The 22,916-nt window shown below is 54.9% G+C and carries 20 protein-coding genes; 7 read left to right on the forward strand and 13 right to left on the reverse strand.

What is annotated here, in order from left to right:
* Positions 1-9 precede the first annotated feature (9 nt).
* The 5 genes from MKleb_RS06170 to MKleb_RS06190 form a co-directional block, all read right to left on the reverse strand.
* Entirely contained in the window at positions 10-828 is an 819-nt protein-coding gene (locus tag MKleb_RS06170) for a sugar phosphate isomerase/epimerase family protein (protein WP_025107174.1), read from the reverse strand.
* A 65-nt stretch (positions 829-893) separates the two neighbouring features.
* Positions 894-2,597 carry an FAD-dependent oxidoreductase gene (locus MKleb_RS06175; RefSeq protein WP_025107173.1) on the reverse strand — a complete coding sequence of 568 codons (1,704 nt, stop codon included), beginning with the start codon at positions 2,595-2,597 and terminating at the stop codon, positions 894-896.
* Between the two features lie 10 nt (positions 2,598-2,607).
* A complete protein-coding gene (locus MKleb_RS06180; protein WP_004133454.1) occupies positions 2,608-2,928 on the reverse strand; it encodes an NIPSNAP family protein in 321 nt (106 codons plus the stop codon).
* A gap of 13 nt (positions 2,929-2,941) precedes the next feature.
* Positions 2,942-4,618 (reverse strand): FAD-dependent oxidoreductase, encoded by a 1,677-nt coding sequence (locus MKleb_RS06185; RefSeq protein ID WP_025107172.1) that lies wholly within the window; start codon positions 4,616-4,618, stop codon positions 2,942-2,944.
* Positions 4,615-5,436, reverse strand: a complete 822-nt coding sequence (locus MKleb_RS06190) for a shikimate dehydrogenase family protein (RefSeq protein ID WP_025107171.1) — start codon at positions 5,434-5,436, stop codon at positions 4,615-4,617. Before MKleb_RS06190 ends, MKleb_RS06185 begins: the two co-directional genes overlap by 4 nt.
* A gap of 153 nt (positions 5,437-5,589) precedes the next feature.
* On the opposite strand from MKleb_RS06190, the gene MKleb_RS06195 reads away from it, so the two are divergent.
* Complete coding sequence (locus tag MKleb_RS06195; protein ID WP_025107170.1) at positions 5,590-6,348, forward strand: IclR family transcriptional regulator domain-containing protein; 759 nt, start codon at positions 5,590-5,592, stop codon at positions 6,346-6,348.
* Between the two features lie 102 nt (positions 6,349-6,450).
* Here the strand turns inward: MKleb_RS06195 and MKleb_RS06200 are convergent, their stop codons facing one another.
* The 8 genes from MKleb_RS06200 to MKleb_RS06235 form a co-directional block, all read right to left on the reverse strand.
* A complete protein-coding gene (locus MKleb_RS06200; protein WP_025107169.1) occupies positions 6,451-6,753 on the reverse strand; it encodes a hypothetical protein in 303 nt (100 codons plus the stop codon).
* Between the two features lie 1,117 nt (positions 6,754-7,870).
* Positions 7,871-8,758 carry a heme o synthase gene (cyoE, locus tag MKleb_RS06205; protein WP_217076525.1) on the reverse strand — a complete coding sequence of 296 codons (888 nt, stop codon included), beginning with the start codon at positions 8,756-8,758 and terminating at the stop codon, positions 7,871-7,873.
* An 11-nt stretch (positions 8,759-8,769) separates the two neighbouring features.
* Positions 8,770-9,099, reverse strand: coding sequence for a cytochrome o ubiquinol oxidase subunit IV (locus MKleb_RS06210; protein WP_004099523.1), 330 nt, complete (start codon positions 9,097-9,099; stop codon positions 8,770-8,772).
* Complete coding sequence (locus MKleb_RS06215) at positions 9,099-9,710, reverse strand: cytochrome o ubiquinol oxidase subunit III (RefSeq protein WP_004099525.1); 612 nt, start codon at positions 9,708-9,710, stop codon at positions 9,099-9,101. The genes MKleb_RS06210 and MKleb_RS06215 overlap by 1 nt, the downstream gene beginning before the upstream one ends.
* Positions 9,700-11,691 (reverse strand): cytochrome o ubiquinol oxidase subunit I, encoded by a 1,992-nt coding sequence (cyoB, locus tag MKleb_RS06220; protein ID WP_004848247.1) that lies wholly within the window; start codon positions 11,689-11,691, stop codon positions 9,700-9,702. The genes MKleb_RS06215 and cyoB overlap by 11 nt, the downstream gene beginning before the upstream one ends.
* A 19-nt stretch (positions 11,692-11,710) precedes the next feature.
* The gene (cyoA, locus tag MKleb_RS06225; RefSeq protein WP_004848249.1) at positions 11,711-12,658 is read right to left on the reverse strand and encodes a cytochrome o ubiquinol oxidase subunit II; all 948 of its coding nucleotides are present in this window, start codon (positions 12,656-12,658) and stop codon (positions 11,711-11,713) included.
* A gap of 480 nt (positions 12,659-13,138) precedes the next feature.
* Positions 13,139-14,614: a muropeptide MFS transporter AmpG gene (gene ampG / locus MKleb_RS06230; RefSeq protein ID WP_025107167.1), complete on the reverse strand. Its 1,476-nt coding sequence runs from the start codon at positions 14,612-14,614 to the stop codon at positions 13,139-13,141.
* Between the two features lie 45 nt (positions 14,615-14,659).
* Positions 14,660-15,238 carry a lipoprotein gene (locus MKleb_RS06235; RefSeq protein ID WP_004848253.1) on the reverse strand — a complete coding sequence of 193 codons (579 nt, stop codon included), beginning with the start codon at positions 15,236-15,238 and terminating at the stop codon, positions 14,660-14,662.
* A 305-nt stretch (positions 15,239-15,543) separates the two neighbouring features.
* Here MKleb_RS06235 and bolA point away from each other — a divergent pair, with 305 nt between their 5' ends.
* From bolA to hupB, 6 genes are all read left to right on the forward strand, one after another.
* Positions 15,544-15,861, forward strand: coding sequence for a transcriptional regulator BolA (gene bolA / locus MKleb_RS06240; RefSeq protein ID WP_004133447.1), 318 nt, complete (start codon positions 15,544-15,546; stop codon positions 15,859-15,861).
* A 347-nt stretch (positions 15,862-16,208) separates the two neighbouring features.
* Positions 16,209-17,507, forward strand: coding sequence for a trigger factor (tig, locus tag MKleb_RS06245; RefSeq protein ID WP_004848255.1), 1,299 nt, complete (start codon positions 16,209-16,211; stop codon positions 17,505-17,507).
* Positions 17,508-17,822: 315 nt separating this feature from the next.
* Positions 17,823-18,446 (forward strand): ATP-dependent Clp endopeptidase proteolytic subunit ClpP, encoded by a 624-nt coding sequence (gene clpP / locus MKleb_RS06250; protein WP_003021624.1) that lies wholly within the window; start codon positions 17,823-17,825, stop codon positions 18,444-18,446.
* Between the two features lie 132 nt (positions 18,447-18,578).
* The gene (clpX, locus tag MKleb_RS06255; RefSeq protein WP_004099538.1) at positions 18,579-19,853 is read left to right on the forward strand and encodes an ATP-dependent protease ATP-binding subunit ClpX; all 1,275 of its coding nucleotides are present in this window, start codon (positions 18,579-18,581) and stop codon (positions 19,851-19,853) included.
* A 183-nt stretch (positions 19,854-20,036) separates the two neighbouring features.
* Positions 20,037-22,391: an endopeptidase La gene (gene lon, locus MKleb_RS06260; RefSeq protein ID WP_004099539.1), complete on the forward strand. Its 2,355-nt coding sequence runs from the start codon at positions 20,037-20,039 to the stop codon at positions 22,389-22,391.
* A 208-nt stretch (positions 22,392-22,599) separates the two neighbouring features.
* On the forward strand, positions 22,600-22,872 hold the full coding sequence (hupB, locus tag MKleb_RS06265) for a nucleoid-associated protein HU-beta (protein WP_002444653.1): 273 nt from the start codon (positions 22,600-22,602) through the stop codon (positions 22,870-22,872).
* Positions 22,873-22,916 lie beyond the last annotated feature (44 nt).

A 22,916-nucleotide genomic window follows, 5' to 3' on the forward strand; every position in this document is an offset into this window, starting at 1 on the left:
GGACTCTCCTTATGCGCAAGGGCGCAGGTAGGACTGCGCGGCGTTAAACAGCAGCTGAGCGCGAGCGAGCGGCGGCAGCGCACCCCGATCGCCGCTTAGCGGGACCTCGATGGATACCGGCAGCGTGGCCGGAAGCGCCGCCATCAGACCGTGCAGGTCGAGTCCGCCTTCGCCGGGGACCTGGCGCGCGGCGCGGGCCTGGTAAATCAGCTCCTGCTCGTCAGCGGGGGGTTGCGGTGAGGCATCGCAAAGCTGCATATAGTTGAGGCAATTTTGCGGTAGCGCCGCGATCGTGGACAGGGATTCGCCGGCCCGCCAGAAGTGAATAGCGTCAATCAAAATACCGATATCGCTGCGGCCGCTGGCGGTGATGAGCGCCCGGGCTTCGGCAATGGTGCGCAGGTGGGTCCAGGGCATGGGCTCCAGGTTCATGGTTAATCCATGCTCCTGGCCGGCTTCGGCAAGCCGGGCGAGATTTCCCGCGCTGCGCGCGCGGTTATCATCGTTTCCTGCCACTAAAACCTGCTTTGCGCCAAGGCGCGCGGCGGTAGTAAGAAAAAGCTGCAAACGAGCGTCCACTGAAAAATCGGGCGTCAGGCGGACGATCTCAACGTCCGAAACGCGAACGCCGGTTTCCATCAGCGCCGCCAGGGTATCGCGTACGGCGGCGGTGTCGCCGAGCATGTCGTAATCCGGATCTGACGGGGTTGCGGGAAGCAGGCGCAGACCAACGTGGGTGAATCCGGTCTGGGCCGCAATGCGTACCTGTTCCGGCGGCGGAACGTCGAGGAGGGTAAGCGCGGCGAGTGAGAGGGTTCGCATGTTCATAAAGGACTCCAGTACAGTTGCAGGTGATTGTTGTTATGCGTATTGCCGTCCCTGGTGGAATGCTTTTACTGCGTTGTTTTATTGAGATTTTCTGCCAGGTTTTTTCCGACCAGATAGCCAAAAGTCATGGCCGGACCCAGCGTGATACCGCCGCTGGGATAGAATCCCCGCATCACGCTCGACATATCGTTGCCGATGGCGAAAAGCCCCTGGATCGGCTGCCGCTGCGCGTTGAGAACACGGGCATTTTCATCGGTGATTAGTCCACTGAAGGAACCCAGCGAGCCGGGCAATATACGTACCGCATAAAAAGGCCCATGGCTGAGTTTCCCGAGCGTGGGGTGGGGCGAGCGGCTGGCGTCACCCTGCGCGCGGTTATAGGCCGAGGCGCCGCGCTGAAAATCCTTATCCTCTCCCTGGTCTACAAAGCCGTTAAACCGGGCGATCGTTTCCGTTAGCTGCTGCGGATTGATGGCGCATGTTTTCGCCAGCGCTTCCGGCGTCTCACCGACGTACAGATAGCCGGTCCGTCGCCAGGCCTCGGGGGTAAACGGGAAGGGGCGAGCATGGCCCAATCCGTAGCGCCGCAGCGCACGGCCGTCGGCAATTAGCCACGCCTGCGGCGTTTCGCCCGACGGCGTCGCGTCCAGCAGCGCGGCAATAAAATCATGATAAGAGTCGGCTTCATTGGTGAAGCGTTTACCGTTAGGCAACACGGCAATAAAGCCGGGCTTAGCGCGCTCAACCAGATGCGGGAACGGCAACTGCAGTCCGCTGGCGAGGGTAACGCGCGACACCGGCGCCCAGGCCATGGCGTGCCTGAGTGAGGTATCAAACTGGCCGCCGACCGCTTCGCCGAGCCGAATGCCATCCCCCTGATTGCCCGGGGGCGCGGCGGAGAAGTGGCCGTAGCCGCTGGCGGCGTGCGGCACATTTTCGGCCAGACGCTGCCTATCGTGAGGAAAGCCTCCGCAGGCGAGGAGCACCGCGCCGGCGCGGACCTTCAGCGCGCCGCCGTCGCTGCGTAATATCGCGCCTGCAACGCCGTTGTTGTCGGCAAGCAGACGTTCTACCGGCGCGTTAAGCTGAAAATTAACCCCCGCATCCAGCGCCGAACGCAGCAGGCGGGCGACCAGCGCGTTGCCGTTAACCAGATGCTGTCCGCGACCGGCGCGTAGCCGCTGCCAGCCGTGACGCAGCAGGCGGCGGGTCGCATACAGCGCCGAGCCCGGTGAGCGGGTCGCGTTGAAAAAGTGCGCCATGTCCGTGCCGCCGGCAATGCCCATACCCGCAAGGCTGATGGTCTCCAGCGGAGGCCGCAGGCGATGCAGCCAGTCGCCCAGCAGCCGTCCGTCAAAAGGCTGCGCCGTGACCGAGCGGCCGCCCAGCGCAGCGCCCGGTGAAGCGTGAAAATCGGGCATTTTGCTGCCGGAAAGAAACTGCACGGCGGTACGGCGGCGGAAAAAGTCGATCATCTCCGGTCCGTACTGTAAGAAGGCAAGCAGACGCGCATCGGCAGGCTCACCGTCCATTTCATGGCGTAAATAAGCGAGCGGCGCGCCCGGCTCTTCTTCAATCCCTTCTTCACGAGCCAGCGGGTTACGCGGGATCCACAGCCAGCCGCCGGACCAGGCGCTGGTGCCGCCAATGACCGACTCTTTCTCCGCAACCAGTACGCTGGCGCCGCCGAGCGCGGCGGTGACGGCGGCAGAGAGCCCCGCCGCGCCGGAGCCGACGACCAGAACATCCACGTTCATCTGCCCGCTCATGACCCTCTCCTTATTGCAGTGGTGAAAAATCAGTGGGGCGCAGAAGCACCGACTCCAGACGCTCGACGGCGGCCAGCTCGCGGTTTTTGCGCGAGAACGTCAGCCAGCGTTCGTCCTGCGCCATGCGCGCCCGACGCGCCAGGCGATCGTCCAGACTTTCATAGGCCCAGATATGCACCACCTGATTGACCACGCCAATTTCGGTAAAGAAGAAGCCGATGAGCTTACCGAGGTGCTCGGTTTGCACGGCGTAAGCATCGCTTTTGTACAGCGCCAGCCAGTCGGCCATTTTCAGCGGATTGATGGTGTAGGTGCGTTTTTCATAGATCATGATTTTCTCCTGTTTATAGTGCGTGTTGTTGCGCCATATGGCTGGCTGAGAGATAGCCGAAGGTGAGCGCCGGGCCGAGCGTAATACCTGGGCCGGGGTAGGTTCCGGCCATCATCGAATCCATATCATTACCCACGGCATAGAGGCCTTTAATCGGTTCACCGTGCTGGTTAATGACCTGAGCATCGGCGGTAGTGACCAGGCCGCGCGAGGTACCGAGATCGCCGGTATAGAGGGTGACGGCATAAAACGGCGCGCGGGTCAGCGGAGCGTTACAGGCGTTTGGCCGGTGGCCGGGGTCGCCCATCGCGCGGTTATAGCTGTTGCCGCCTTTGGTGAACGCCGGGTCGAGGCCCTGAGCGGCGTCGCGGTTGTAGCGAGCCACCGTGTCAGCGAGCGTCTGCGGATCCAGGCCGAGCCGCTGCGCCAGTTCAGGCAGCGTATCGGCCTTATGCAGATAGCCCGCTTTCACCAGCGCGTCATTATTGACCGGGGCAGGGCGCGCCAGGCCGAGGCCGTAGCGCTTCATGGCCAGGGCGTCGCAAATCAGAAAGCAGGGCGCATTTTCTGCCCGGCTTTGCATGGCGCTGGCGAAGTGGTGATAAGAGTTAGATTCGTTCACGAAGCGCACCGCGCGCTGGTTGACGGCAATCACTCCAGGTTTGGCGCGATCGGTGACCAGATGAGGGAAGCGCTCTTGCGTGCCGTCGGGATGCTGTAAAACCGAGACCGGCGCCCAGAAAAAGTTAGACGGCAGGTCAGCCCCTTCCCGGGCATTGACCGCGGCGGCAAGGCGCAGCGCGGCGCCGTCGTTGGCGGCGGGGGACATGGTGTAGTGCTCGCGGGTCTGGGGGCGATAGCGTTCAGCCAGCCTGCCTGCGGCAAAACCACCCGCCGCCAGTACCACCCCGCAGCGGGCTTCAAGGGCCTGCTTTTGTCCCTCGTGCTCAATTTCTACGCCGGTCACCTCGCCATTGCGTTCGCTCAGCGAAAGCACGTTGACGTTGAGCCTGAGCTGCATACCTTTGCGAAAGGCGAGCGTCGCCATGCGGGCGATCAGCGCGTTGCCCATCGCCAGGCGGGTACCGCGAGGGTACCGCAGGCGATCGCGACCGAAGCGCAGCAGCAGTCTGCTGCAGTGCGCGAACGAGCGCGGGGAGCGGCGCATATCGAGAAAGTGCTGGATATCAACCCGGTTAACCATCATCCCGCCAAACAGCAGCATTCCCGGTGGGGGAGAACGGAGGTCGCGAAAATGCGCACCCAGTTCCCGTCCGTCAAACTCCACCACCTCGAGCGCCCGCCCGACATCGACGGCGCCGGGCTCATCCGGGTAATAATCCGGAGAGAGCGGGCGCAGGCTATATTTCACCGCGCCCTCTTTTTCAAGAAATGCCAGCGCCTCGCGCCCTGAAGCGATAAAGGCATCCACCAGATCCTGACGATAATGAGGCTCACCGATAATCGTCCGCAGATAGGTTTCGATGGCCTGCGGGCTGCCGCCCACGGCCATTTTCCGCGCCTGATCGCTATCGTGGATCCACACCGCGCCGCCGGAAATGGCGGAGGTGCCGCCAAACTGCGGGGCTTTTTCCAGCATCAGCACCGACAGTCCCTTACAGCTGGCGGTCACCGCCGCGGCAAAACCTGCGGCGCCGCTGCCGATAACGATGACATCCCAGCTTTTCATGCCGCCGCTCCTTGTTCCTGCGCGATGGCGCCGATGAATTGCCCCATCAGTTTCATCTGCGCCAGCGCCATCTCCGGCCCGGTCTGGATCGCGCAGCCGCGATCCCGGGCGAAGGCGAGGAGCGGGGTGATGATCGGGGCGGTCACCACGTCGGCGACATGCGTGGATAGCGGAAGGGTTTCCAGCAGCGTCTGCGGCAGCGGCAACGGCTCGAAACCGGCCATTCCCGCCGGGGAACCATTCACCAGCAAATCCAGGCCGGCAAGCGTAGCGGGCAGGTCGACGAGATGAACGTGCGGAAAATGGGTGGCCAGCCGGTTATGCAGCAGCTGAAGGGTGGCGGGATTCTGATCATAAAGGGCCAGCTGGCGGATACCCGCTTCGCAAAGCCCCCACGCGATAGCGCTGCCCACACCGCCGCAGCCGGAGAGCAGCCCCTTTTTACCGGCGGCGCTAAAGCCGTGCGCCTCTGCGGCAAGCTGAAAACCGACGCCGTCTAGCATATCGCCCTGTAAACGGCCATCGGCCAGCTTACGGATGACGTTAATGGCATTGAGGTGCTGAGCCCGCGGGGTTAACTCGTCGACCAGGGCGGCGGCCCGCTGTTTGTGCGGAACGGTGACCAGGACGCCGCTCATGTTGTGCCAGCCGCGCAGGGTCTGCAGAAAGTCAGCAACGGCTTCGGGGGCGATATCAACCGGGATCATCACGCTGTCCAACTGCTGGTCAGCAAAGAAGCGGTTGAAATTCTCCGGCGACTTAACCTGGGTAATCGGGTGGCCGATGACGGCGACGACCTGAGTGAATCCACTGACCATTTCAAACCTCATCTTGTTAAATGAATGTTGTGAAAGTATTTCAGCGGAAGCTGAGAGCGACAACGCAGAATTCGGCCATACTGGTTGTTAATCGCACTACCACTGCGATAATCGCGCTAAACTGATTGTATTGTTGCGAAAGTGTGAACAAGTATGCGAAACCAGATTCATACCCGCGATCTGATCGTCGGCCTGCAAAAAGGGCTGGCGCTGATCCAGCTATTTTCAAAAGAGTTCCCCCGGCTCACCGTGCCGCAGGCGGCGAAAATGAGCGGCCTGACGCAAAGCGCCGCGCGGCGCTTTTTCCTTACCCTGCTGCACGAGCGCTATCTGCAAACCGACGGACGTCATTACTGGCTAACGCCTAAAGCGTTAAGGTTGGGGCAGGCGTATGTCGATTCGGCGCAGTTCCCACGCATGGTACGACCGATCGTGGAGTACATCGCCAGTCGGACGGAAGAGCACGCTTCGGTCGGCGTGATAGATGATGACGAGCTGGTGTATATCGCCCGCAGTAAACACACGCCGTTTAACTCGACTTCAGTGCGTCTGGGGGAGAGAGTGCCGATTTACTGTACCGCCGGAGGGCGACTATGGCTGGCTTCCTTAGCGGAAACCGAGTGTGAAACCGTTTTGCAGCGGATCCGCCGCGAGCAGCGTACGCCCTATACGGTGACGGACGTGGCGGCGTTAATGGAAAAGATCGCTCAGGTTCGTCGCCAGGGATACGCCGCGATTGAGCAGGAGTTTGAAATTGGCATGCTGGTCCTGGCCGTGCCGCTGTCAGATCGGGAAGGGCTCTACTGGGGAGCGCTGAGTTTAACCAGCCATCAGTCAAGAACCTCGATTGAGGCACTATGCCGCGATCATCTGGATTTGCTCTATAGCGCTCAGGCGATGCTGGTGGGTTAAAACCAAAGGCGCAGACGATTCACTCATCCTCGTGCCGAGAGAGCTTACGGTAGGCAAAAAAAAGGGCAGGAAGAATCCTGCCCTGAGAATGACGAACCGATATTAGGCGGTGACGCTGTTAGTGAAAGTGTTCCACTCGCCCGACAGGTCGTGCACAGAATTGCTCCAGTTTTCGTTGCTTGAGGCAACGAAATCCTGCCACGTAGATGTGCCGCTCAGGTAATCACCGAACGCAATGGTATCGTTAACGATGGCATTGGCGATGGTAGCACCTGCGGAGGTAATAAAATCGCTCAGATGGCTTGCTGTATTATTAATAATGCTGGAAATGCTGTTAGCAATGCTGCCGAACACATTAAAACCACCAGAAATAGATTCCATTTCGCCAATAGTTAATTCTTTCATTGGTATTCCTTGTTAAGTTTGATTAATTTTTATTAGTGGGTCTCTTACCCACGGAAGAAATACTAACACTCTTAAATTATGTTAATCCAGAGTATTAATATGTGAAATATTCAATTTCATACAAATTTAATAAAATGAAGTTTTCTTCAGAGATAACGGCGTAAGCCATGAGTATGAATTTTTTATTCGGCACATCTGGCTTTAATGTGAAATTGCATGAGGGCCTTATAAAGAAAAACGCGCTGAAAGTGGTTGCAGGCGGAAATAAGACGGACAGCTTTTTTTTCATTGAAAACTTTACTATTGTTCAATAGAGATGCTATATGAACCGGAGAGAAAAATATTCATGGCAAAAGACCGCCTGTTCGTGCGGAGGAGGGGAGGGCAAGAGAACATCACCCTGGCACCATACCTCACGTTAATATGTTAATTTTCGATTTCACATTCGCCCACCGGGAATGAAGGAAGCGCAGCCCGCTGAATGAACGAGAGCCTGTCTATGGTTTGCTAACCCGAATGACGTCAGCGTTCGACGAAACAAAAATTTCGCGATATATCTCTTATACTATTTTGCGCACAATAAATTTATTTACCGTATATATGCAGCTAAACCACTCGGCGCCGTACGGGGTAGCGCGGCGGCGGGATTCATATCTCAAAGATACCATTGCCGACCGCAGTGGGAAAACCGTGCTTAGCGATGATTCGTTAAACAACGGAATCATTAGCCGGTATATAGTGCTCATTTTATTGACAGTACCAGCGTTAAAACCAATTTTAATTCATCTAAATAAACGATGGCTGCAGGATAATGAATTGCTGCTGATGAATCTGATGCGGCTATTTGTCGAAACGAATTGGCAGTACTGCGTGACTATTATCGCATCAGTATGGCTAAACGCGTTCCGGCAGTAAGCGGAGAAAGGCATGTACGGGGGGCGTCTTTGATCGAGGACGCTGAAGCGGAATTTAGCCAGGGGCAGAGAAAGCGTTGAGAGGGTTGAGGGCACAATCTCAGAATAATAGGGTGGGGAGAATGATTTACAACCATCGGCGATGCGAGATTAACAGGGGGAAATAAGTAATGGCGTATCGTGCGATACGCCATTGAGAGACACTATCTGACCATGGTCAGCAGGTTGTGTGAATCCGGCACCATAAAGTCGACGGACATCATCACCGACAGCGCGGTAATGGCTACGATGGAAAAGACGAACAGCTTACGCGCCCAGACTTTATCATCCGCCACTTTATAACCGCGCAGCGCCATTCCGAGCCACCAGACGCTCACCGCCGCAGCGACAACCAGATATTTATATCCAGCGTAGCCGCCCAGGGAGAGCATCAGCGTGGCAACGGCGAAAGCGATGATGTAAACGGTGATATGGTTTTTCGCTACCGAAATGCCTTTCACTACCGGCAGTACCGGAATGTTCGCTGCCTGATAATCCTTGAAGCGGAAAATCGCGATAGCGTAAGAGTGAGGCATCTGCCACAGGCTGAAAATCGCCAGCAGAATCGCGGCACCGCTGTCAAAATCACCGGTAACCGCGCAGTAGCCAATCACCGGCGGCGCAGCGCCGGAGAGAGAACCAATCAGCGTGCCGTAGACGGAGTGGCGCTTCATGTACAGGCTGTAAACGCCGACATAAACCACGAACCCCATCACCCCCAGCCAGCAGGCCAGGGGATTCGCGCCAAACCACAGGAGCATGAAGCCATCAATACCCAGCAGGGTGGCGTATACCAGCGAAGCTTCTGGCGAGATCAGCCCTTTGACCAGCACCCGGTTTTTCGTCCGTTCCATCTTACGATCGATATCACGGTCGATATAGTTGTTGAAAACACAACCCGAGGCGACCACCAGGGATACTCCGAGGAGCGTCCAGATAAAAAGCGGATAGTCGATGTGGCCCTTGGAGGCCAGCAGGAAACCGCCAATCACGGAGATCAGGTTGCCAAAAATAATGCCTGGTTTCGTTACTTGCAGGTATTGCTTAAACATACTCGCCGCTCTTAGTGCATCATCATGTTGTAGTTCAGGTTCCACATAATCCAGATGGAGCCGACAACTACGATAGCAATGATGATTACGGTGAAGATAAATGCGGTCAGGTTCCAACCTTCGTCCGATTTACTGTTCATGTGCAGGAAGTACACGAGGTGTACCACAATCTGCACAACCGCAGTGACCAGGATGGTTCCCAGAATAGCCGCATGCGATGCAGATCCACTCATCACCATTGCAAACGGGATAACCGTCAGAATGATCGACAGGATGAAACCTGTCATGTAGCTCTTCACGCTGCCGTGAGAAGCGCCGCTATGATCGGTAGAATGACTCATTACATCGCCCCCATCAGATAAACAACAGAGAACACGCAGATCCACACGACGTCCAGGAAGTGCCAGAACAGGCTCAGGCACATGATACGGGTGCGGTTCGTGCTGGTCAGGCCGCGACGAGAAACCTGAACCATCAGCACCGCCATCCAGATCAGACCAGAGGTCACGTGCAGACCGTGGGTGCCGACCAGCGCGAAGAACGCTGACAGGAAGCCGCTGCGATCCGGGCCCATACCTTCAACAATCAGGTGATGGAATTCATAGAGTTCCATCGCGATGAACCCAGCCCCGAAGAGGAAGGTCAGCGCCAGCCAGGAAACCACCTGGCTCTTGTTGTTTTTGTACATGGCGATAGCCGCCATGCCGTAGGTGATGGAGCTGAACAGCAGCAGCGCGGTTTCAACCAGAACGAACGGCAGTTCAAAAATATCTTTACCGGTCGGACCGCCCGCCGTGCCGTTCACCAGAACGGCATAGGTAGCGAACAGAGTGGCGAAGATAATGCAGTCGCTCATCAGGTAGATCCAGAAACCGAATACCTTCATCGGTCCTGTATCATGGTGCCCGTGTTCGTGCGCGTGGGCGTTATGCGCAAGAGTATCAGTTGCCATTTTTCAGCCCTGCTTTGTTAATCTCATCGAAATGCTGATTTTCCAGTTTTTCGACTACTGCAACCGGCACGTAGTAATCCACGTCCTCGTCAAAGCTCTTAATAATCCAGGTCACCAGGATACCGACGAAGCTTGCAATCGCCATCCACCAGATATGCCAGATCATTGCGAAACCAAACACCGTTGCGAAAGCAGCAATCACGATGCCCGCGCCGCTGTTTTTCGGCATATGAATCTCTTCATAGCCAGCCGGTTTCTTATACGCGTCGCCTTTTTCTTTCATTTCCCAGAACGCGTCACGCTCGTGAACGACAGGAACGATAGCAAAGTTGTAGAACGGCGGAGGAGAAGAGGTTGCCCACTCCAGCGTACGGCCGCCCCAAGGGTCGCCGGTCAGGTCACGGTTCTGCTCGCGATCGCGGATAGACACGTAGAACTGAATCAGCTGGCAGAGAATACCGCAAGCGATCAGCGCCGCACCGCAGGCTGCAACAACCAGCATCGGGTGGAACTGCGGGTCAATCTGCTGGCTCAGGCGACGGGTCATGCCCATGAAGCCCAGTACGTACAGCGGCATAAACGCGACGAAGAAGCCGATGATCCAGAACCAGAAAGCGCGTTTGCCCCAGGTTTCGTTCAGGGTGAAGCCAAAGGCTTTCGGCCACCAGTAGGTCAGACCTGCGAAGCAACCGAACACCACGCCGCCGATGATGACGTTATGGAAGTGCGCGATCAGGAACAGGCTGTTGTGCAGCACGAAGTCTGCGCCCGGTACCGCCAGCAGTACGCCGGTCATACCCCCTACGGAGAAGGTCACGATAAAGCCAATCGTCCACAGCATTGCTGAGTTGAAGACGATACGGCCCTGGTACATGGTAAACAGCCAGTTGAAGATCTTAACCCCGGTCGGGATAGCGATGATCATGGTCGTAATACCGAAGAAGGCGTTTACGTTCGCGCCCGCACCCATAGTAAAGAAGTGGTGCAGCCAAACGATGAACGACAGAACGGTAATACACACTGTTGCCCATACCAGCGAGGTATAGCCAAACAGACGCTTACGCGAGAAGGTTGCGGCGATTTCGGAGAAGACACCGAATACCGGCAGAACCAGAATGTACACTTCCGGGTGACCCCAGGCCCAAATCAGGTTGATGTACATCATCATGTTGCCACCCATATCGTTGGTAAAGAAATGGGTGCCCAGGTAGCGGTCCAGGGTCAGCAGCGCGACGGTGACGGTCAGAATTGGGAAGGAGGCGATAATCAGGATGTTGGCGCACAGAGATGCCCAGCTAAACACCGGCATCTTGAACATGGTCATGCCAGGGGCACGCATCTTGATAATCGTTACGAAGAAGTTAATACCGGTGAGCGTTGTACCAATACCGGATAGCTGGAGAGCCCAGATCCAGTAATCGACCCCGACGCCCGGACTGTACTCAATTCCCGAGAGCGGCGGATAGGCCAGCCAACCGGTCTGCGCGAATTCACCGACGCCCAGAGAGAGGTTAACCAGAATCACGCCCACAACGGTGAACCAGAAGCTCAGGTTGTTAAGGAATGGGAAGGCAACGTCGCGCGCGCCGATCTGCAGCGGAACCACCAGGTTCATCAGACCGATAACAAACGGCATCGCTACGAAGAAGATCATGATAACGCCGTGGGCGGTAAAGATCTGATCGTAGTGGTGAGGCGGCAGGAAGCCTGCTTCCCCGGCCGAGGCCAGCACCTGCTGGCTACGCATCATAACGGCGTCAGCGAAGCCACGCAGCAACATGACGATTGCTACGATAACGTACATGATACCGAGACGTTTGTGGTCAACCGAAGTCAGCCACTCATTCCAAAGGTAGGACCACTTACCGAAGTAAGTGATGGCCGCCAGAAGCGCCAGTCCCCCAATGATAATTGCAGCCACCGTAACCACAATAATGGGTTCATGGTAGGGCACTGCATCCAGTGTAAGTTTTCCGAACATCGTTTTCTTCCTCGGCCCCTTAGTGAGCGGTTTCCGCGTGGCTCATGTCCATGCCTTCCATTCCTTCGTGCGCAGCGTGCTCGCCCTCAGGTTGGGTCATATCCATGCTCTTACCGTGAGACATAAATTTGTTAACAACATCTTTAAACAAATCTGGTTTCACGTTAGAGAAGTATTCCACTTTGTTGTATTCGCTAGGCGCAGCCAGTTTGTCGAACGTTTCCATGGAGTCCATGGCGTTCGCAGACTGTTTGGCTTTCGCTACCCACTGATCGAAGGTTGCACGATCCGGCGTGGCGATAGCTTTGAACTTCATTCCTGAGAAGCCCGGGCCGCTATAGCTGGCGGAGATACCGTCGTAAGTACCAGCTTCGTTCGCGATGAGGTGCAGCTGAGTCTGCATCCCGGCCATTGCGTAAATCTGGCTACCTAAACGTGGGATAAAGAACGAGTTCATCACGGAGTTGGAGGTCACTTTGAAGTGTACCGGTACGTTCGCCGGGAAGGCGATTTCGTTGACGGTAGCAATGCCTTGTTCCGGATAGATGAAGAACCATTTCCAGTCCATCGAAACGACTTCGATAGTGATAGGTTTTTCATCGTGAGCAAGCGGTTTGCTCGGCTCTAATGCGTGAGTGGTTTTCCAGGTCAGAACGGCCAGGAACAGGATGATCAGGATAGGAACCGTCCAGACCACAGCTTCCACTTTGTTGGAGTGTGACCAGTTCGGGCTATACTTCGCATCTTTATTGCTCGCACGATACTTCCAGGCAAATCCTACTGCCATCAAGACGGCTGGAATAACGACGATCATCATCAGGCCGAAGGCCGTCAGAATCAGAGAGCGTTGCTCCAGTCCAATCTGTCCTTTTGGGTCGAGGAGTGCAGAATCACAACCACTGAGTAATACAGTGCCTGCGATTAATGACATCCATCCCAAACTTTTATTGTATTTCCTAAGTCTCATTGAACGACCTCAATTCCACGGAATCTGGTGGCGCTTAAAGTGTACGGGTATTTTACGGGAAGGTTGCATTACTGTAAACATAGTTGGAGCTGTGTCTGCTCTATGTTAGCGGCTTCTGCTTGCCCTGTCACATATGTTACGGAGTGTGACATTATCGCTTGCAAACCTTGATTTAGGCGGGATTGATAACGAAAGGGATAAGAACGAAAGGCTTTATAAGAGAATGAGCATAACTACCCGCAAAACAACACAAATAATTAACAATTAATTATCAAATAAAAGACATCGTAAAAGCGGAAAATAAAACCTGCAGAGCTGAATCGGTTAAATTATTTAAAGATTCGCATGAAAATTGTCAATAATTTCCAGAAATCTAAAACGCACAAAACAACAAATCGGCTACGATGAATATAAAATCGTTAATAAGACGTTATAATTACGTTTAGTAATTACAACGTCCACGTACGTTTCTGCGCTGATTTAAATCAGCTCGGTTTTACGTAATGCCAGATAGTCAAGGAAGGCGCCGAGTAAAATACCCGCGACGGCGGTGAGTACGGCGATCTCAAGCAGGCCGGCAAGGAAGGAGAAGTTGGTGTAATCCAGCGCGTTGAGCGCCAGCAGCAGCAGCCAAATCGCCAGCATCAGGCAGCCAGCAGCCAGAATAATTAATGCCAGCCCGTAGGTCTGCGGAAAGCGCGTGCGCGGCATAAAGCTTTCTGAGCGCTGAGTGTGTTCCAGCGTACGCCGGCAAATTAACAGCAGCAAAATCCCCGGCACCGCGGCGACGACGGAAAAGAGATAGAAGGTAGGCCAGCCGTGGGCTTCAACAAACCAGCCGGCGATAGGCCCAACGTACACGCGCCCAACGGCAGAGAGCGCTGAGAGCAGGGCAAACTGGGTGGCTGAAAACGATTTATTGCACAGCGTCATCAGCAGCGCGACGAACGCCGCGGTGCCCATCCCGCCGCACAGATTTTCGAAAAACACCGCCGTCGCCATGGAGAAAAGGTGTTTATCGGTAATTGAGAGCAGCCAATATCCGGCGTTGGATACCCCCTGCAGCAGGCCGAAAATCAGCAGCGCGCGGAACAACGTCAGGCGCTGCATGAGCACGCCGCCGTAAAGCGCGCCGATAATCGTGGCGAACAGGCCGAGCGTTTTATTCACCATTCCCACTTCACCCGCATCGAAACCGACGCCGCGAATCAGGAACGTGGTGGTCAGGCTCATGGCAAACGCGTCGCCAAGCTTATAAAGGACGATCAGCAGCAGAATAAGCCAGGCATTATTGCGGCCGAAGAAGTCGCGCAGCGGTGCGGCGACGGCCTGCTCCAGCGTCTTCGGCACCGGAATAACGTCGCTGGGTTCCGGCGCCAGCAGCGTGGCGATAATGCAGGGGATCAGCAGCGCGGCCATCAGCCAGTACATCCCCTGCCAACCCAGCCAGCGATCGGCCAGCCAGAGCGCCAGCCCGCCGGAGACCAGCATCCCCAGACGATAGCCCAGCACGCTGATTGCCGCTCCGGTGCCTCGCTCTTCCGCGGCCAGCACGTCAGTTTTCCATGCGTCAAATACGATATCCTGAGAGGCGGAACAAAAGGCGATGACCACCGCCAGCGCTGCCATCCAGCGCAGCTGCGTGGACGGTTCAAGGAAACCCATCGCCGCAATGGCGATAAGGAGCAGAAACTGGGTCGCCAGCAGCCAGCCGCGACGACGGCCGAGAAACGGCGGCGTATAGCGGTCCATCACCGGCGACCAGAGGAACTTAAAGACGTAGGCCTGGCCGACGAGCGAGAAAAAACCGATAGTTTTCAGATCGATGTTTTCAACGGTCATCCACGCCTGCAGCGTGCCGGAGGTGAGGGCGAGCGGTAATCCCGAGGCAAAACCGAGGATCAGCAGGATAGCTGATTTTGGCTGCGTGAAAATGCGTAAGTAATGATTAGACATGGCATGTCGTGCAGACCCGGCGCGAAGCCGGGTCTGCGACTTAAATTAACGCGCGTTTTGCTTGATGAAATCGTGAATGCTGGTGTCCTGCGCCATATCGCTAATGGTATCGGTCATGACGCTATTAACCGCATCGGCGATATTTTTATTCGAGGCCTGGAAGGCGCCTTCAACAGAGTAGCTGGCACGATAGTTTTTCGTCATCTTATTGCCGTTAGCGGCAGTGGCAACGATCGCAATATCGGCTTTAGTCGCAATGTTGTAACGCACGTTGCCCTGAGAAACGTCGGCGTACAGTTTATTCACGATGATTTGCAGATCCACGGCGCCGTTCGGGCCAATCATATAGCCACGCGAGGTCATCTGTTTCTCGAGCACTTCCTGCAACAGGAAGCGCAGGTCGCGAGAGGCGGTGAGCGTAACCTGTTGGTTATCGCGGGTGACTTTCGCCAGCGCCTGATCCGGACGCTGATCGGCGCCGTTAATGCTGACGGTCACGCCCATCAGGCTGGGATCCTGCTGCGGCAGGGTGATTTTCGGTGAAACATCAATGGTGGTCGGCGGAGTGGCGCATCCGGCCAGCATAAACAGCGCGACCAAAGGAAAAAGAATTTTCTTAAACATGTTCAGGGTCTCAACGCATGGTGGAGTGGTAATGAGGAAAATTCCCGCCATCATAACATCGCCAACGGCAAGGGGAAGTGGCAACGCATGTAAATTCATCGCCTTGTGCGTTTTCTGTCCTGACTGCATCTCTTATCGCAACGCAGGCAGGGCTTTCAGGACACCGAACCACTAAAGCCGATACTTTTGCATGAAAATATCAGAGGAATGCTAATTTTTTGTTGTTTTCGCCCAATGGAAGCGGTAAAAGCGGCTAACATTTAAAGGGAATGGCGGCAATACAGCGTTGTCGGAGGAGAAAATTCATGATGATACGTGAACAGATCGAAGCAAAACTTAGGGCAGCGTTCGACCCGGTGTATCTTGAAGTCGTGGATGAAAGCTATCGCCACAACGTTCCTGCGGGCTCTGAAAGTCATTTTAAAGTGGTGTTGGTGAGCGATCGCTTCCTTGGTGAGCGTTTTCTTAATCGTCACCGTATGATTTACGGAACGTTGACTGAGGAACTATCAAGCACCGTGCACGCTCTGGCGTTGCATACCTATACAATCAAAGAGTGGGAAGGGCTACAGGATACCGTCTTTGCTTCTCCTCCTTGTCGCGGGGCTGGAAGTATCGCGTAGAAATCGCATTTGCAACCGCTGGAGCTTTTCCAGTATGTTGCGTGAAGATTTATGAGAAAACGGCCTGCGGGCCGTTTTGTTTTGCCTGAAAAATGTGCAATTCACGCATATTTACAGGCAAATTTGCTCGGGAAATGTGAAAAAAGCCGCAGCAGTGGGCGACAACCGTTCTCGACTCACAAAAGTGATGCCGCTATAATGCCGCGTCTTTTATTATGAATGTCTTCGGGATGATTCTGACGACAGGGAATGTGTTTCTGATTTGAAGAGGGCATCCCGGTTCTGCGAAGCAACCTGTTCGCGCTTCCAGAGTTGACCGAGCACTGTGATTTTTTTGAGGTAACAAGATGCAAGTTTCAGTTGAAACCACTCAGGGCCTTGGGCGCCGTGTAACGATTACTATCGCCGCTGACAGCATCGAGAATGCTGTCAAAAGCGAGCTGGTCAACGTAGCGAAAAAAGTTCGCATTGACGGCTTCCGTAAAGGCAAAGTGCCGATGAATGTTGTTGCTCAGCGTTATGGCGCATCTGTTCGCCAGGACGTGCTGGGTGACCTGATGAGCCGTAACTTCGTTGACGCGATCATCAAAGAAAAAATTAATCCGGCCGGCGCGCCGAACTACGTTCCGGGCGAATACAAGCTGGGTGAAGACTTCACCTACGCGGTAGAGTTCGAAGTTTATCCGGAAGTTGAACTGCAGGGTCTGGAAGCGATCGAAGTTGAAAAACCGGTTGTTGAAGTGACCGATGCTGACGTTGACACCATGCTGGATACTCTGCGCAAGCAGCAGGCGAACTGGAAAGACAAAGACGGCGCTGTTGATGCAGAAGATCGCGTTACCGTTGATTTCACCGGTTCCGTTGACGGCGAAGAGTTCGAAGGCGGCAAAGCCTCTGACTTCGTACTGGCGATGGGCCAGGGCCGTATGATCCCGGGCTTTGAAGACGGTATCAAAGGTCACAAGGCTGGCGAAGAGTTCACCATCGACGTGACCTTCCCGGAAGAGTACCACGCTGAAAACCTGAAAGGTAAAGCGGCCAAGTTCGTTATCAACCTGAAGAAAGTTGAAGAACGTGAACTGCCAGAGCTGACTGAAGAGTTCATCAAACGTTTCGGCGTTGAAGATGGTTCCGTAGCCGGGCTGCGCGCTGAAGTGCGTAAAAACATGGAGCGCGAGCTGAAAGGCGCCGTGCGTAACCGCGTTAAATCTCAGGCTATCGAAGGTCTGGTTAAAGCTAACGATATCGACGTTCCGGCTGCGCTGATCGACAGTGAAATCGACGTTCTGCGTCGTCAGGCTGCTCAGCGTTTCGGCGGTAACGAGAAACAGGCTCTGGAGCTGCCGCGTGAGCTGTTCGAAGAGCAGGCTAAACGCCGCGTTGTTGTTGGCCTGCTGCTGGGCGAAGTGATTCGTACCAACGAGCTGAAAGCTGACGAAGATCGCGTTAAAGGCCTGATCGAAGAGATGGCTTCCGCTTACGAAGATCCGAAAGAAGTGGTTGAGTTCTACAGCAAAAACAAAGAGCTGATGGACAACATGCGCAACGTCGCGCTAGAAGAGCAGGCCGTTGAAGCCGTGCTGGCGAAAGCTAAAGTGTCTGAAAAAGCCACTTCCTTCAGCGAACTGATGAACCAGCAGGCGTAATTTCGCCCCAAGGTTTAAGGTTTGAGCAAAAACCCGTTGCCGAAAGGCTGCGGGTTTTTTTATTGCAATGATAGCCTTAGGATGAGTGCGAAAAGGCGATTTCAGTGATAGCGTTACGACAAAAGATTGTTATGCTTGAATTATGGCGACGTCATCCCCATAACCGGGAGACGTAACTGCATTGGCATAATCATGCGCCGTAATGAAGCGTGCATCTATGCACTTCTGCCCGACGGCAGAAATTCTGGCTGATAATCCGTCCGTAAGGTTACAATCAGTGCAGCGGTTTTTTTCAAATTAATCCAGGAGACGGAAATGTCATACAGTGGCGAACGAGACAACTTTGCACCCCATATGGCCCTGGTGCCGATGGTCATTGAACAGACCTCACGCGGCGAACGTTCATTTGATATTTACTCCCGTCTGCTCAAGGAGCGCGTCATTTTTCTGACCGGCCAGGTAGAAGACCACATGGCTAACCTGATCGTGGCGCAGATGCTGTTTCTGGAAGCGGAAAACCCGGAAAAAGATATCTATCTGTACATTAACTCTCCGGGCGGGGTGATTACCGCCGGGATGTCTATCTATGACACCATGCAGTTCATCAAGCCTGACGTGAGCACCATTTGTATGGGCCAGGCGGCCTCAATGGGCGCGTTCCTGCTGACCGCCGGGGCGAAAGGCAAGCGTTTCTGCCTGCCGAACTCCCGCGTGATGATTCACCAGCCGCTGGGCGGCTACCAGGGCCAGGCGACGGATATCGAAATCCACGCCCGCGAAATCCTGAAAGTGAAAGGTCGCATGAATGAACTGATGGCACATCATACGGGTCAATCCCTTGAGCAGATCGAGCGCGATACCGAGCGCGATCGCTTCCTGTCTGCCTCAGAAGCAGTGGAATACGGCCTCGTTGACTCTATTTTGACTCATCGTAATTGATGCCCCAGGCGCAAGGGTGCCGCTATACTTGTTTGAAAGAGGGCGGCACAACGCTTCACAGCGGTTTGCGCCTGAGAATGGCATTTGCGTCGTCGTGTGCGGCACAAAGAACTTAATAAGAGGTTTGGACTCATGACAGATAAACGCAAAGATGGTTCGGGCAAACTGTTGTACTGCTCTTTTTGCGGCAAAAGCCAGCATGAAGTGCGTAAGCTAATCGCCGGGCCATCCGTGTATATCTGCGACGAATGCGTTGATTTATGTAACGACATCATTCGCGAAGAAATTAAAGAAGTTGCGCCGCATCGCGAGCGCAGCGCGCTGCCGACGCCGCACGAAATTCGCCATCATCTGGACGATTACGTTATCGGCCAGGAGCCGGCGAAAAAAGTGCTGGCGGTGGCGGTATACAATCACTACAAACGTCTGCGCAATGGCGACACCAGCAACGGCGTTGAACTGGGCAAAAGTAACATTCTGCTGATCGGGCCGACCGGTTCCGGTAAAACGCTGCTGGCGGAAACGCTCGCGCGCCTGCTGGATGTGCCTTTCACCATGGCGGATGCCACCACCCTGACCGAAGCCGGCTACGTGGGTGAAGACGTTGAGAACATCATCCAGAAGCTGCTGCAGAAGTGCGACTACGACGTACAGAAAGCCCAGCGCGGTATCGTCTACATTGATGAAATCGACAAAATTTCCCGTAAATCGGATAACCCGTCGATCACTCGCGATGTTTCCGGCGAAGGCGTGCAGCAGGCGCTGCTGAAGCTTATTGAAGGTACCGTTGCCGCGGTTCCGCCGCAGGGCGGGCGTAAGCATCCGCAGCAGGAGTTCCTGCAGGTTGATACCTCTAAGATCCTGTTCATCTGCGGCGGCGCCTTTGCCGGTCTGGATAAGGTCATTTCCCACCGTGTTGAAACCGGTTCAGGTATTGGTTTCGGCGCGACGGTCAAGGCGAAGTCTGACAAAGCCAGCGAAGGCGAGCTGCTGTCTCAGGTTGAGCCGGAAGATCTGATCAAGTTTGGCCTGATTCCTGAGTTCATCGGTCGTCTGCCGGTTGTGGCGACCCTGAGCGAGCTGAGCGAAGAAGCGCTGATTCAGATCCTCAAAGAGCCGAAAAACGCCCTGACCAAGCAGTATCAGGCGCTGTTCAGCCTGGAAGGCGCTGAGCTGGAATTCCGCGACGAAGCGCTGGACGCTATCGCTAAGAAAGCGATGGCGCGTAAAACCGGGGCTCGCGGTCTGCGTTCTATCGTTGAAGCCGCGCTGCTCGATACCATGTACGATCTTCCGTCAATGGAAGACGTAGAAAAAGTGGTCATCGACGCTTCGGTTATCGATGGCCAGAGCAAGCCGCTGCTGATTTACGGCAAACCGGAAGCGCAGCAGGCATCTGGTGAATAATTAACCATTTTGCTCAAGCAGTTAACAAAAAGGGGGGATTTTATCTCCCCTTTTATTTTTCCTGCATTCCCGCCGTTGAATGTATGGAATACATCCCCATATACTGGTTTACATATTAACGGCGACGCGTCGTTGAGTTGCGTCGTCGGCTACCTGGCGGACTTTAAACTAAGAGAGAGCTCTATGAATCCTGAGCGTTCTGAACGCATTGAAATCCCCGTATTGCCGTTGCGCGATGTGGTGGTTTATCCGCACATGGTCATACCCCTGTTTGTAGGGCGGGAAAAATCTATCCGTTGCCTCGAAGCAGCCATGGATCATGATAAAAAAATCATGCTGGTTGCGCAGAAAGAAGCCTCGACGGATGAGCCGGGTGTAAACGATCTTTTCACCGTCGGGACCGTGGCGTCTATTTTGCAAATGCTGAAGCTACCGGACGGTACTGTCAAAGTGCTGGTCGAAGGTTTGCAGCGCGCGCGCATCTCTGCGCTGTCTGATAATGGCGAGCATTTTTCGGCGAAGGCTGAATATCTTGAATCGCCGGCCATTGACGAACGCGAGCAGGAAGTGCTGGTTCGTACGGCCATCAGCCAGTTTGAAGGCTACATCAAGCTGAACAAGAAAATCCCACCGGAAGTGCTGACGTCGCTGAATAGCATTGACGATCCGGCGCGCCTGGCGGATACCATCGCTGCGCATATGCCGCTGAAGCTGGCGGACAAACAGTCCGTGCTGGAGATGTCCGACGTTAACGAACGTCTGGAATATCTGATGGCGATGATGGAGTCGGAAATCGATCTGCTGCAGGTTGAGAAGCGCATTCGCAACCGCGTGAAAAAACAGATGGAGAAATCTCAGCGCGAGTACTATCTGAATGAGCAAATGAAAGCCATTCAAAAAGAGCTCGGCGAGATGGACGACGCCCCGGACGAGAACGAAGCGCTGAAGCGTAAGATCGACGCGGCGAAAATGCCGAAAGAGGCAAAAGAGAAAACCGAAGCGGAACTGCAGAAGCTGAAAATGATGTCCCCGATGTCGGCGGAAGCGACCGTCGTTCGCGGCTACATCGACTGGATGGTGCAGGTACCGTGGAACGCCCGCAGCAAGGTCAAAAAAGACCTGCGTCAGGCTCAGGAGATCCTCGACACCGACCACTACGGCCTCGAGCGCGTGAAGGATCGTATTCTTGAGTACCTCGCGGTGCAGAGCCGTGTTAACAAGCTCAAAGGGCCGATCCTGTGCCTGGTTGGGCCTCCGGGGGTCGGTAAAACCTCTCTCGGCCAGTCCATCGCCAAAGCCACCGGACGTAAGTACGTGCGTATGGCGCTGGGCGGCGTGCGCGATGAAGCGGAAATCCGCGGTCACCGTCGTACCTATATTGGCTCAATGCCGGGCAAACTGATCCAGAAAATGGCCAAAGTGGGCGTTAAAAACCCGCTGTTCTTACTGGATGAGATCGACAAGATGTCTTCGGACATGCGCGGCGATCCGGCCTCGGCGCTGCTGGAGGTGTTGGATCCGGAACAGAACGTGGCCTTTAACGATCACTATCTGGAAGTGGATTACGATCTCAGCGACGTGATGTTTGTCGCGACCTCCAACTCCATGAACATTCCGGCGCCGCTGCTGGATCGTATGGAAGTGATCCGTCTCTCCGGCTACACCGAAGATGAGAAGCTGAACATCGCCAAACGCCACCTGCTGTCAAAACAGATTGAGCGTAACGCGCTCAAAAAAGGCGAGCTGACGGTGGATGACAGCGCAATTATCGGCATTATCCGCTACTACACGCGTGAAGCGGGCGTGCGTGGTCTGGAGCGCGAAATCTCGAAACTGTGCCGTAAGGCGGTAAAACAGCTGCTGCTGGATAAATCGCTGAAGCACATCGAGATTAACGGCGACAACCTGCATGACTTCCTTGGCGTGCAGCGCTATGACTATGGCCGGGCGGATAGCGAAAACCGCGTGGGTCAGGTGACGGGTCTGGCATGGACGGAAGTGGGCGGCGATCTGCTGACCATTGAAACCGCCTGCGTTCCGGGCAAAGGCAAGCTGACCTATACCGGTTCACTGGGTGAGGTGATGCAGGAGTCCATCCAGGCTGCGCTGACCGTGGTGCGTTCGCGTGCGGATAAGCTGGGTATCAACTCAGACTTTTACGAAAAACGCGATATTCACGTGCACGTACCGGAAGGCGCTACGCCGAAAGATGGCCCAAGCGCAGGTATCGCGATGTGTACCGCGCTGGTTTCCTGTCTGACGGGCAATCCGGTGCGCGCCGATGTGGCGATGACCGGGGAAATTACCCTCCGTGGCCAGGTGTTGCCAATCGGTGGTCTGAAGGAAAAACTGCTGGCCGCGCACCGCGGCGGCATTAAGACTGTTCTGATTCCTGATGAAAACAAACGTGACCTTGAAGAAATTCCAGATAACGTTATCGCCGATTTAGATATCCATCCGGTGAAACGAATCGAGGAAGTTCTGGCACTTGCACTGCAGAACGAGCCGTTTGGTATGGAAGTCGTCACGGCAAAATAGTGATTTCGCGCAAATTGCGCTAAGAAAAATAGGGCTGGTAAGTAAATTCGTACTTGCCAGCCTTTTTTTGTGTAGCTAACTTAGATCGCTGGCAGGGGGGTCAATTACAACTCTGTTGTAAGGGCATGACAGTCCTGATATAACTGCTGCGCGGTCGCGCCACGAAGGATTCTGGTGCGATATAAATTATAAAGAGAGGAAGAGAACAGTGAATAAATCTCAACTGATTGACAAAATTGCTGCCGGTGCGGACATTTCTAAAGCCGCAGCTGGACGTGCGTTAGATGCTTTAATCGCTTCTGTTACTGAATCTCTGCAGGCTGGGGATGACGTTGCGCTGGTAGGGTTTGGTACTTTTGCTGTTAAAGAGCGCGCTGCCCGTACCGGTCGCAATCCGCAAACAGGCAAAGAAATCACCATTGCTGCTGCTAAAGTACCGGGTTTCCGTGCAGGTAAAGCGCTGAAAGACGCGGTAAACTGATCGACTTCCCCACTGGGGTCTGTGACGAAGTACAAGGGCGCATC

The sequence above is a fragment of the Klebsiella sp. PL-2018 genome, assembly GCF_019048985.1.
Classification (GTDB): Bacteria; Pseudomonadota; Gammaproteobacteria; order Enterobacterales; family Enterobacteriaceae; genus Klebsiella; species Klebsiella michiganensis.